Genomic DNA, 11741 nt, shown 5'->3' with positions numbered 1-11741 from the left:
CTCAGTCCCGTGGATCGCCGGGATCCAGGCCGTGCAGGGGGAAGATCGCGTGCCGGGTGTCGCGGATGCTCTTGTCGACGGCGAGTTCGCTGGTGCCGTCCCATGGTTCGTGGTCGGTGCTCTTGCCGTCACCCATGGTGGCTGGCAGTTCCGCGGTGGGCGCGATCCGGTCGATCAGGTCGGTCCACTCGCGCGGCAGCGGGGTGGCCGGGTCGATGTCCCGGTCGAGCATGGTGGCGATGAGGTGGGTCCACGACCGGGGGACGACGCGGATGAGCTGGTATCCCCCGCCCCCGGCGGCCAGCCAGTTGCCGCCGGCGTACCGCTCGGCGAGGTCGCGGACGGTCTGGTAGATGCGCCGGTGCCCGTCCACGGACAGCGAGAGCGCGGCGAGCGGGTCCTCGTCGTGGGTGTCCACCCCGCACTGGCTGACCAGCAGCTGGGGCTGGAAGGCCTTGAGCAGCGAGGGAACCACGGCGTGGAAGGCGCGCAACCAGGCGCGGTCGTCGGTGTGGGGCGGGAGGGCGAGGTTGACCGAGGTGCCCTCGGCGTGCTCGCCGCCGGTCTCGTCGGCGAAGCCGGTGCCGGGGAAGAGGGTGAGCGGGTTCTGGTGCATGGAGATGGTGAGCACGCGCGGGTCGTCGTAGAAGGCGGCCTGGACGCCGTCGCCGTGGTGGACGTCGGTGTCGAGGTAGGCGATGCGGTCGTAGCCGTTGTCCAGCAACCAGGAGATGGCGATCGCGGTGTCGTTGTAGACGCAGAACCCGGCGGCCCGGTCGCGCATCGCGTGGTGCAGGCCGCCCGCGATGCTGACCGCGCGTTTGGTGGCGCCGGTGGCGATTTGCCTGGCCGCGACCAGGGAGCTGCCGACGACCATCGCGGAGGCCTCGTGCATCCGGTCGAAGATCGGGTTGTCGGAGGTGCCGAGCCCGTGGCCGACATCCCAGCCGGCCAGCGGCGCCTCCCGGACGGCGGCGAGGTAGCCGGCGTCGTGGACGCGCTGGAGTTCCTCGTCGGAGGCAGACTCCGGCACGAGCAGCTCGACCCCGTCGAGCACCCCGAGCGCGGTGGCCAGGCGGACGGTCAGCTCCAGCCGGATGGGGTTGAGCGGATGCTCACCGCCCAGGTCGTAGCCGAGCAACGCCGAGTCCCAGACAATCGCGGCTGGCAAGACCATGCGGTCACCCTAACCTCGCCACGCCACCCCGGCCGATCCCGAGTGCTCGACGCGGTAGGCCACGCGGTCTCAGCCGGGCTCCGCGCCGGTGGCGACGGGCCGATCGGGATCGGCACTCCACTGCGACCACGAGCCGACGTAGAGCCGGGCCGGCGCGAGCGCGGAGGTGATTCCGGCCACTTCCAGCGCGAGCACCACCGAGGCGGCCGTCACACCCGACCCGCAGTACGCACCGACCGACGCGCCATCACCATCACCACCGTCGGCGTCGGCACCCACGTCGGTTCCGGTGCGGACGCCGACCTCGGCGAAGCGGGCCGCCAACTGGGCGGGCGTGCGCCAGCGGCCGTCGTCACCGACGTGGCCGGCGAACGGCGCGTTGACCGCACCCGGGATGTGCCCGGCCCGCGGATCGATCGGCTCCACGTCGCCGCGGTAGCGCTCCGGCGCGCGGGCGTCGATCAGCACGCCGCGGCGTGCCAGGTCGGCGGCCTCGGCCGTCTCGATGACGGGCATGCCGCCGGGCCGCACGGTGAGGTCGCCCGGCTCCGGGGTCGCCGTCGCGGTGGTGACCGGGTGGTGCCCAGCGCTCCAGGCCGCGAACCCGCCGTCGAGCACGCTCACCCGCGCGTGCCCCGCCCAGCGCAGCAGCCACCACGCCCGCGCCGCGACCGACCCGTTGTCCGCGTCGTAGATCACGACCGGCTGGTCCGCGCGCACCCCGGCGGCACACAGCGCGCGCTGCAGGAGGCCGGAGTCGGGCAGCGGGTGTCGCCCCCCGGCACCGGGCGGCCCGGCGAGGTCGGCGTCCAGGTCCAGGTGGACCGCGCCCGGCAGGTGCCCGTTGTCGTAGTCCACCCGTCCCGGCGGGCCGCCAAGACGCCACCGCACGTCCAGCACGACGGGCGGCCGCGGCCCGGCCAACGACACGGCGAGTTCGGTGCACGACACAAGCGGCGAGGTCACCGCGCCATTCTGGCCGACCCGGCACCAGTTCCGAACCGCGGACACGAATCGTGGGATGCTCCTTTCAGCCTTTCGGGTCAGTGCGTTGCGACTCCCACGTTGGTGCGCGCGCGGGCACTTCACCCTGTGCGACCGCGCGAATGCTCCAACCGGGCGAACGACTAATATGGATGCCGGACGAAGGGGATTGGCGTGAACGAGCTCATCGACACCACCGAGATGTACCTCAAGACGATCTACGAGCTTGAGGAGGAGGGCGTCGTCCCGCTGCGCGCCAGGATCGCCGAACGTCTTGGCCAGAGCGGTCCCACGGTCAGCCAGACGGTCGGCCGCATGGAACGTGACGGGCTCGTCATCGTCTCCAGCGACCGCCACCTGGAGCTCACCGACCACGGCCGCGCCCTCGCCATCACCGTCATGCGCAAGCACCGTCTCGCCGAGCGGCTGCTCGTCGACGTGATCGGCCTGGAATGGGAGCACGTCCACAGCGAGGCCTGCCGCTGGGAGCACGTGATGAGCGAGGCCGTGGAGCGCAAGCTGGTCAAGCTCCTCGGCCACCCGACCACGTCCCCGTACGGCAACCCCATCCCCGGCCTGGACAAGCTCGGTGAGGGCGAGCCGGCGCCGCCGGTCGAGGCCGGCCTCGTCCGCGTCGACGACGTGGCCCGGCGCGGCGGCGGCAAGGTCGAGATCCGCCGCATCGCCGAACACGTCCAGCTCGACCCGGACCTGATGGCCGAGCTCAAGGTCGTCGGCGTCGTCCCCGGCCAGACCGTCAACGTGGGACCGTCCAAGGGCGACGGCAACACCATCGAGGTCAGCAACGAGCACGCGTCCGCGCAGGTCGCGCCCAGCGTGCTGCACGCGGTGCTCGCCCGCGCCAAGTGAACGACCGCGGCGAGCGAGAGGACGGCCGCGTGTGGGCCAGGTGACCGCACCCCCCGAGGCCGGCGGTATACCGGCCAGGGCGGCGGCCGAGTTCGCCCAGTTGCACGGCCAGTCCCCCACCGGCGTGTGGTCGGCACCGGGACGGGTGAACCTGATCGGCGAGCACACCGACTACAACGACGGGTTCGTGCTGCCCTTCGCGTTGCCGTTCCGGATCGCGGTGGCCGCCAGGGCCCGCACGGACGGACAGCTGGCGATCACCACCGTCGGTGACGACGGCCGGCCGCAGCGGGCCGAGCCGGTGGCGGTCGACGCGCTGGCGCCGGGCGAGGTGGCCGGGTGGGCCGCGTACCCCTCCGGGGTGAGTTGGGTGCTGGGTCACGAGGGTTTCCCTTCTGGTGCCGATCTGCTCATCGCCGGCGACGTGCCGGCCGGGGCTGGGTTGTCCTCCTCTCATGCGTTGCAGTGCGCCACCGCGCTGGCGCTGCTCGGCCTGGCCGGGGTCGAGCTGGACCAGCCAGGAGCACCGGACCGGGCCACGATCGCCGCCTGGGTGCAGCGGTCGGAGAACGACTTCGTCGGCGTCCCGACCGGCCTGCTCGACCAGACCGCGTCCCTGTCCTGTGTCGAGTCACACGTGCTGTTCCTCGACGTGCGCTCCGGGGTGATGGAGCAGGTGCCGTTCGACACCGTGACGGCGGGCTTCGACGTGCTGGTGATCGACACCAAGGCCCGGCACTCCCACAGCGACTCCGGCTACCGCGAGCGCCGCGCTGGGTGCGAGCGCGCCGCCGGGTTACTCGGTGTGCCCGCCCTGCGCGACGTGTCCACCGACGGGACCGGGACACTGGGTCTCGACGGGGCCCAGGCCCGGCTGCCGGCCCAGCTCCGCCCGCTGGTCCGGCACGTGGTGACCGAGAACGACCGGGTGGAGCGCACGGTCGAACTGCTGCGTGCCGGGCGGCTCACCGAGATCGGCGAACTGCTCACCGCGTCGCACGTGAGCCTGCGCGACGACTACCAGGTGTCCTGCCTGGAACTGGACATCGCCGTGGACGCGGCGCTCGCGGCCGGCGCTCTGGGTGCCAGGATGACCGGCGGCGGCTTCGGCGGTTCCGCGATCGCGCTGGTGCCCCGCACGAAGCGGACCACCGTCGGGGACGCGGTGCTCGCGGAGTTCGCCGAGCGCTCGCTGCCGGCGCCAGGACTGTTCACGGCGGTGCCCTCGGCGGGTGCGGGCCGCGACAGCTGAACCAGGAAGCGAACATGCGGGCGGCGACCCGCGAACCCCAGGAAGCGAGGACCGCGGTGAAGCTGCTCGTGACGGGCGGAGCTGGGTATGTCGGAAGCGTCTGCGCGGCCCGGCTGGTCGAGTCCGGCCACGAGGTCGTGGTGCTCGACGACCTGAGCACCGGACACGCCGACGCCGTGCCGGCCGGTTGCCGGTTCGTCCAGGGCGATCTGGCCGAGGCGGCCCCCGATGTGCTCGCCGAGGGCTTCGACGGCGTGCTGCACTTCGCGGCCAAGTCGCTGGTGGCCGAGTCGATGCAGGATCCGGCGAAGTACTGGTCGGGCAACGTGCTCACCTCACTTCGGTTGTTGGACGCCATCCGGGACGCCGGCACCCCACGGTTGGTCTTCTCGTCGACGGCGGCGGTGTACGGCCAGCCCGATCAGGTGCCGATCCCGGAGGGGGCGGCCACCCGGCCGACCAACACCTACGGCGCCTCCAAACTGGCCATCGATCACGCGATCACCTCCTATGCCACCGCGTACGGCCTGTCCGCGGTGAGCCTGCGGTACTTCAACGTCGCCGGCGCGCACAGCGGGTTCGGCGAGCGGCACACCACCGAGACCCACCTCATCCCGCTGGTGTTGCAGGTGGCCCTCGGGCAGCGCGCGGCGATCCACGTCTATGGCGAGGACTACCCGACCCCGGACGGCACCTGCGTCCGGGACTACATCCACGTCGGTGACCTCGCCGACGCGCACGTGCTGGCCCTGGAGCACGCGGCGCCGGGCACCCACCGGATCTACAACCTGGGCAGCGGCACGGGATTCTCCGTGCGTGAGGTCATCGACGCCTGCCGGTCGGTGACCGGCCACGCGATTCCCGAGGAGGTGAAGGACCGCCGTGCCGGCGACCCGGCCACGCTGATCGCGTCGAGCGAGCTCGCGCAGTCCGAACTCGGCTGGAAACCCCAACACACCGACCTCGAGGGAATCGTGCGAGACGCGTGGGAGATCGTCGTTCCGCCTCCCCGGAATTAAAAGTGTTGGTTACGTTGGGTTGGCTTCCTCCGGGTGGGCACTGGGTTGGTGGCTGGGTTGCGTTCCGTTCCCCTTGGGTGCGGTTGGGAGCGTGGTTGACAGTGGGGGCTCATGGCTGCTCGTTGTGGGTGGCGCGGGTGGCGCGGTCGACGCTGGTGGCCAGGATGTCGCGGAGGGTCTCGGGGGGTGTGCCGAAGTCGAGGGCCTTGCGCAGCAGGAAGGTCATGCGGTGGTCGGGGTCGGCGTCCAGGGCCACCTCCATCGCCATGCCGGCGAGCACGGCCGAGCCTCGCAGGTAGGCGCACAGTGCGAGCAGGCATGCCGGTTCGGCGCGTTCCGGTGGGGGCACGGTCCTGACCAGGACCATCCACAGTCGTTCCGCGCCGGCCGCCTGGTCGTCCAGCGACAGGATCAGGCAGGCGTCGCGCACCCGCTGGTGGGTCAGCGCGACGGCCAGGCGCACGATCTGCTCGTCGTCCGGCTCGGGTAGGGACTCCTGGGCGGCTGCGGCGTCGACGGCGGCGCGCACCTCGGCATGGAGGCTCGCGACATCGCCCGCCTCGGTCTCGGTGACCGCGGCCAGCAGCTGGGCACGGTGGGCCACCCGGTCCTCGTCGTCCGGGGCGAGCACCTCGAACATGTCCTCCCGGCTGGCGAAGGTGACCATGCCCTCGACCGCCTGCATCGCGACGAGTGCCGAGGTGTGTGGGTCGGGCACCTGCCCGGTGCACTCCTCGTCCTCGTAGCACCACCACGTCGCGCCGGGTTCGAAGCCGGGCACCCACGCCGAGTGCGGGAGCCGGACGCCGAGGGCGGCGAGCTCCGTGGCCAGGAACTCGGTGAGCTCGCGATGAGGCAGGTCGGGTGGGTCGGCGTCGCCGCCGCCGACGATCACGGCGAACGCCAGGACGACGTCGTTCTGGTCCAGGATCGCGCGCAACCGGTCGACAAGTGCCGGTCTGTCGTCGGTCTCGTCGAGGCCGACACGCATGGTCGGGCCGAGGCGGTGGGTGTCGCTGACGGAGAAGGTGGCGAGCACGAGCGAGTCGACCGGGATGAAGCCGAGCTGACCGGGCAGGCCGGTGATCAGCTCGCCCAACTCGGTGATGCGGAACTCGCCGGGGAGGGACTGGGGCACGGGTGGCGTTGTCATGCCTCCACCTTGCGCGCGGACGCAGCGGCGGACAGCGACGAATACCCAACCTGTGGACAACCGGGGGCCTTGTGGACAACTGGCCGCGACAACGCCTGTCCACGACGGAATTGTCGGGGGTTGGCGCTACCCTGCCGCGCCGCGCGAGACGGCGGGGTCTGCCCGGGACACGTCGACCGTGCTCTCGAAAACTGTCGGTGCCCCGGTGCACCATGGGCTCATGCAGGATTTCGTCTCCGCGCTGCCCAAGACCGAGCTGCATGTGCACCTCGTGGGCTCCGCGTCCGCCGACACCGTCCTGGAGCTGGCCAGGCGGCACCCGGAGCTGGACGTGCCGACCGAGCGGGAGGCGCTGCACGCCTTCTACGAGTTCACCGACTTCGCGCACTTCATCACGGTCTACGTGCAGGTCAACCGGCTGGTGACCACGGCGGCGGACATCACCGTGCTGATCGACGGGCTCGCGGCCGACCTCGCGCGCAACGGCGTGCGCTACGCGGAGGTCACGGTCACCCCGTCGGCCCATCTGCTGATCGGCATCGACCCGGCGGAGCTGGCCGAGGCGCTGACCGCCGGGCGGGCACGAGCCAGTGACCGGCACGGCGTCGAGCTGGCGTGGGTGTTCGACATCGCCGGCTCGCTCGGCTACCGCCAGGGCATCGCGACGGCCGAGTGGGTGCTGGCCCACCGGCCGGCGGGCACGGTCGCGTTCGGGCTCGGCGGCAACGAGGTCGGCGTGCCGAGGGCGAAGTACCGCGACCCGTTCCGCATGGCGCGCGACGGCGGGCTGCACCTCGTGCCACACGCCGGGGAGACCACCGGCCCGGAGACGATCTGGTCGGCCCTGCACGACCTGCACGCGGAGCGGATCGGACACGGCACGAGCGCGGTCGACGACCCGGAACTGGTGGCGTACCTGGCGGGCGAGGGCATTCCGGTCGAGGTGTGCCCGAGCTCGAACATCCGCACCAGAGCGGTCGCCACGCTCGCCGAGCATCCGTTACCCAGGCTGCTCGAGGCCGGTGTCCCGGTCACGCTCGCCACCGACGACCCCGGCATGTTCCACACCGACCTCAACTCCGAGTACCTGCTGTGCCACGAGCACTTCGGACTCGGCCGGTCCGAGCTGGCGGACCTGGCGCGGGCCGGCGTGCGCGCGGCGTTCTGCTCGGCGAAGCTGAAGTCGGCGTTGCTGCGCGAGATCGACGCGGTCGAACGAGGTCCGGCGACCTCGTAGCGGCCTGGATATGATTTCTCGATTTTCCGTCGATGGATATCTTTTTACCGGTGTAGAAATACAAGAAATGGCTTGATCGTCCGACCCCCGTGGGTAATCCTGTCACGGTCGAAGTCGCGATGAGACACCCGCGACATTCGACAGAATCAGGCAAGCCACTCAAGGGGGCGAAGAACAGTGGCTGAGGACAATCCTGTTGGCGGCGGGCAAGATCCGGACCACACGCGGGTCGAGCGCCGGGCATGGTGGGCGACGATCAGAATGCTGCCACTGACCCGTTTGACGGTGGTGTTCGCCGGCCTCGGTGTGATCGTCGGCCTCGTCTTCGGCTTCGCGAGTGCCTGCGGTCCCGAGGAGCCGTCGACGCCGAGTCAGTCGGGCGCGGGGAACGTGAACTGTTCCGGCGATTCCGCCTGTGGCGATATCGAACTCAACATTTCGCACGTGCAGGAAATCGTGGCGTCGGCCTCGGCCGACGCCGGTGGCGACGACGCCGAACTCAAGAAGAACCTGCGGACCGTCGACGGCGCGACACAACCGCCGACGGAGTCCGCGCCCTATCCGTTCATCGTGGTCGATACGGGCGAGCTTGGGTTGTTCGCCAGGACCACCAACGTGATGAACGGCGTCCGGGTCGGGAACGCGGGCAACCGCGCACTGGTCTGGGCCGACTGCGTCACCCAGAGCGACTTCACGCCCAGCGATGTCACCAACAATGCCGGACCACAATGGGTGCGGGTCCGCTGGAAGCATCTGGCCGGTGGCCAGGTTCGCGGCCTGTCCGAACCCAACGAGACCCAGACCGCCTGGATGTACCGCGGCGGCCTGGAGCCCGTTGGGCACAACGGCGCCATTCCCCACTGCTGAGCCCGGTTCGCCGGCGCCGAGCGTCCCCTCGGGACGGTCGGCGCCCGACCGGCGGGTCCCCGCGGTTGTCGGCGCGGTAGCTCACCCGATCGTGTTCGGCGGGCACATCCGTCGATCCGGCGCGATCCCGCACGGGCCGACCACCAGCCGGATCACGCCGTCGGCCCCGGTACAGTCGCCACGACGCGACCCGCGCTGATCATCGACTGCGCGCTCCCGCGGCACAACCGAGCACATGGCACAAAGCACCAGAACTCGAAAGCTGAGAACCATGTCCGAACGGACCGAAGCACCGCCGGAACCGAACGACCTCGCGTCGGCCGAGTCCGCCGAACCGTCCGATCCGGACACCAGCACCAGCACTCTGCGCAGACGCCTGCCCGGCGCGTTGACCAGCGTCAGCCTGATCGCCGCGGTGTTCTTCATCCTCGCCGGCATCGGCACCCCGCTGCTCGGCACGTCGGTCTTCTCCGCGACCGACGAGTTGTCCATCACCAGCCCCTACTTCGACAGCGGGCTCGGTGGCATCGAGGTGCAGAACTCCTATATGGACGACACCTACGACGCCATGCTGCCGAACACCATGCTGTACATGGAGTCGCTGCGCGCCGGTGAGTCCGCCCAGTGGAACCCCTACATCGCGGGCGGCACCCCGCTCGGCTCGATCCCCAGCTACGCGCTGTTCTCCCCGCTGAGCATCCCGTACTACGTGCTGCCCGCCTGGCTGGCCCCCGCCTACGTCAAGCTGCTCGAACTCGCCGTCGCGCTCATCGGCGGCTACCTGTTCCTGCGCCGCCTGAGTCTCAGCAAGCCGGCCGCGCTGCTGGGCGGGATGGTGTTCACCAGCTCGGCGTTCATGATCATGTGGTCCAACTGGCCGCAGACCAGGGTCGCCGCGATGATCCCCTGGGTCTTCTGGGCGGCCGAGCGGCTGATCCAGCGACGACGGCCGACCGACGTCGTCCTGCTCGCGCTACCGGTGGCGTTCATGCTGCTCGCCGGGTTCCCCGCGGTCACCGCGCTGTCCCTGCTCACCGCCGGGATCTACTTCCTGGTCAGGGTCTGCGCCGAGTACTTCGGGCAGTGGCGCCGGATCATCGGCGTCACGCTGAGCGCGATCGGCGCGATCGCCGCCGGCGCGGCGCTGTCGGCCTTCCAGCTGCTCCCGTTCGCCAAGTTCTACCAGAACTGGCTGATCGAGGGCAGATCCCAGACCCCGGACGACCATCTCGGGCTGGCCGAGCTGACCACGGCCATCGCACCGCGCGCGATGGGCAGCCTCAACCCGGCCGACCCGCCGGTCTGGTACCTACCGCACTTCGGGCGCAACATGGTCGAGGCCATGTCCTACGTCGGCGCGGGCGCGGTCGTGCTCGTCGTCGTGGCCATCGCGCTCGCCCGCTCCGGCCGGTCGATGCTCCCCCGCGGCGCGTGGTGGGTGCTCACCGGCATGAGCCTGGCCTGGATCGCCCTCATCTACCTCCCCGGCCCGCTGGCCGTCGTGCACCGGCTGCCGGTGTTCTCCAGCAACTACGTCGGCCGGGCCCGCTGCGTGCTCGGCCTGTTGCTCGCCGTGCTCGCCGCGATCGGCTTCGAGTTGTTGCTGCGCAACCGCAAGCGGGTGGGCGAAGCCCTGCGCGGCGCCCGGTTCCGGGTGGTCTACGGCCTGGTCGTGGTGCTCGCGACCGCCGCCGGGATCGCCATGGTGTGGCTGGCCGGCCGCCGGGCCGCGGGCGACAAGGACCTCGAGGTCGGCACCGACCCGGTCAGCCGCCTCGCCCACCTCGACCAGCACATGATCATCGGGGTCGGGCTGGTCGCCGCGGCGGTGCTGGCCGCGGTCCTGATCTACCTCTCCGCCGGGCGCACCACCGGCGGCTGGCGGTTCACCCGCTTCGGCGCGGCCACCGTACTGCTCGCGATCATCGCCGGGCAGTCGTTCACCCTGGCCAACTCCTACTACCCCAGGGTCGACAAGGACACCTTCTACCCGACCACCGACGTGCACGCGTTCCTCGCCGACAACCTCGGCGCGGACCGGTTCGCCGGGACCGTCGACGCCATGGTCATGGGTGCCGACTCGGCCAAGAAGCTGCGCGCGCTGACCGGGCACACGTTCATCGACAAGAACTTCGCCACCCTGGTGCGCAGCATGCCGGGCAACCCGATCCCCTACCCGACACACCTCAACCTGCGCCCACAGCTCGCCGTGGCGGCCAGCCCGATCCTCGACCGGCTCGCCGTGCGCTACTTCGTCACCGCGCCGTTCAGCCAGGTCTTCGGCCCGGCCCGGTTCTCCTGGGGCGACGGCACGATGGTGCCGATGCCCGACGAGACCCCGGTCTCGCTGCCGGTGCCGGGCACCGGACCGGTCCGCGCGGTCGGCTTCATCCCGGCGGTCAACTTCGCCGACCAGACCGACCCGGATCTGGGCGTCGACGTCGTGGTGACCGACCAGAACGGCGAGACCGTCGCCACCGGCACGCGCAACACGCGCGGCATGAACGCCAGCCGGCCGTTCATGATCGCGGTGGACGCCGAGCACGTGCCGGCCGGCACCGAGCTGACCGCGACCTTCACCCTGCACACCAACGGTCAGCTCGCGGTACGCGGCACCGAGAACGGACCGGTGGCCTCGGCGGTCGGCGTGGCCGACGACGGGCTCGAGCTCGCCCACGTCGGGTCGTCGGTGGTCTGGGAGCGGACCACCGCGCTGCCCCGGATCCGCTGGGCGTCCACCGCGATCGCCGAGGCCGACGAGACGCAGCGGGTCGCGCTGCTGGCCGCCGACGCGATCGAGCCGGACGAGGTGCTGCTCAACGAGGACGCCGCGCCCACCTCCGGCCAGCCGGCCGACGTCGAGATCGTCGAGGACGGCAACGACCGCGTCGAGACCACCGTGGACGCCCGTGGCGACGGCTACCTGGTGGTCGCCGACGCCGACCAGGTCGGCTGGGAGGCCACCCTGGACGGCCAGCCGGCCGAGCTGGTCCCGGCCGACCAGGGCGTGGTCGCGGTCGCGGTGCCCGAGGGCCGGCACACCGTGACGCTGCGGTACGTGACCCCGTACAGCAACGCCGGACTGTGGTTGACCCTGTTCACCGTCGTGCTGCTCGTCGGGCTGGTGGTGGTCGACCTCTACCGGGGCAGGCGGGCCAGGCGGGCGTGAGGGAGCCGGCCGC

9 protein-coding genes are annotated in these 11741 nt (G+C 71.1%); 6 read left to right on the top strand and 3 right to left on the bottom strand.

Going from position 1 to position 11741, the window contains the following annotated elements; translation table 11 throughout:
• Position 1 precedes the first annotated feature (1 nt).
• Positions 2-1177 (bottom strand): acetoin utilization protein AcuC, encoded by a 1176-nt coding sequence (locus ACYVIP_RS38550; RefSeq protein ID WP_460405697.1) that lies wholly within the window; start codon positions 1175-1177, stop codon positions 2-4.
• Positions 1178-1246: 69 nt separating this feature from the next.
• Positions 1247-2143 carry a sulfurtransferase gene (locus ACYVIP_RS38545; RefSeq protein ID WP_460405695.1) on the bottom strand — a complete coding sequence of 299 codons (897 nt, stop codon included), beginning with the start codon at positions 2141-2143 and terminating at the stop codon, positions 1247-1249.
• A gap of 192 nt (positions 2144-2335) precedes the next feature.
• Here ACYVIP_RS38545 and ACYVIP_RS38540 point away from each other — a divergent pair, with 192 nt between their 5' ends.
• The 3 genes from ACYVIP_RS38540 to galE are packed head-to-tail and all read left to right on the top strand — an operon-like array spanning position 2336 to position 5302.
• Positions 2336-3031, top strand: coding sequence for a metal-dependent transcriptional regulator (locus ACYVIP_RS38540; protein WP_460405693.1), 696 nt, complete (start codon positions 2336-2338; stop codon positions 3029-3031).
• A 40-nt stretch (positions 3032-3071) separates the two neighbouring features.
• Positions 3072-4283, top strand: coding sequence for a galactokinase (gene galK, locus ACYVIP_RS38535; protein WP_460405691.1), 1212 nt, complete (start codon positions 3072-3074; stop codon positions 4281-4283).
• Between the two features lie 14 nt (positions 4284-4297).
• Complete coding sequence (gene galE, locus ACYVIP_RS38530) at positions 4298-5302, top strand: UDP-glucose 4-epimerase GalE (protein ID WP_460405689.1); 1005 nt, start codon at positions 4298-4300, stop codon at positions 5300-5302.
• 109 nt (positions 5303-5411) lie between these two features.
• On the opposite strand, the gene ACYVIP_RS38525 is transcribed toward galE, so the two are convergent.
• Positions 5412-6455, bottom strand: a complete 1044-nt coding sequence (locus tag ACYVIP_RS38525; RefSeq protein WP_460405687.1) for a DUF4192 domain-containing protein — start codon at positions 6453-6455, stop codon at positions 5412-5414.
• A gap of 220 nt (positions 6456-6675) precedes the next feature.
• Between ACYVIP_RS38525 and add the strand changes: the two genes are divergently transcribed.
• The 3 genes from add (at position 6676) to ACYVIP_RS38510 (ending at position 11728) form a co-directional block, all read left to right on the top strand.
• Complete coding sequence (add, locus tag ACYVIP_RS38520) at positions 6676-7692, top strand: adenosine deaminase (RefSeq protein ID WP_460405685.1); 1017 nt, start codon at positions 6676-6678, stop codon at positions 7690-7692.
• A gap of 177 nt (positions 7693-7869) precedes the next feature.
• The gene (locus tag ACYVIP_RS38515) at positions 7870-8559 is read left to right on the top strand and encodes a hypothetical protein (protein WP_460405683.1); all 690 of its coding nucleotides are present in this window, start codon (positions 7870-7872) and stop codon (positions 8557-8559) included.
• 271 nt (positions 8560-8830) lie between these two features.
• On the top strand, positions 8831-11728 hold the full coding sequence (locus tag ACYVIP_RS38510; RefSeq protein WP_460405681.1) for a YfhO family protein: 2898 nt from the start codon (positions 8831-8833) through the stop codon (positions 11726-11728).
• Positions 11729-11741 lie beyond the last annotated feature (13 nt).

This window comes from Actinophytocola sediminis, from assembly GCF_054779715.1.
The sequence above is the reverse complement of the archived record's forward strand: the minus strand, read 5'-3'. Positions and strand labels throughout refer to the sequence as shown.

Coding starts and splice junctions, on each gene's coding strand:
- ACYVIP_RS38510 (WP_460405681.1), top strand. CDS start 8,831: ATGTCCGAACGGACCGAAGCACCGCCGGAACCGAACGACCTCGCGTCG.
- galE (WP_460405689.1), top strand. CDS start 4,298: ATGCGGGCGGCGACCCGCGAACCCCAGGAAGCGAGGACCGCGGTGAAG.
- ACYVIP_RS38525 (WP_460405687.1), bottom strand. CDS start 6,455: ATGACAACGCCACCCGTGCCCCAGTCCCTCCCCGGCGAGTTCCGCATC.
- ACYVIP_RS38550 (WP_460405697.1), bottom strand. CDS start 1,177: ATGGTCTTGCCAGCCGCGATTGTCTGGGACTCGGCGTTGCTCGGCTAC.
- add (WP_460405685.1), top strand. CDS start 6,676: ATGCAGGATTTCGTCTCCGCGCTGCCCAAGACCGAGCTGCATGTGCAC.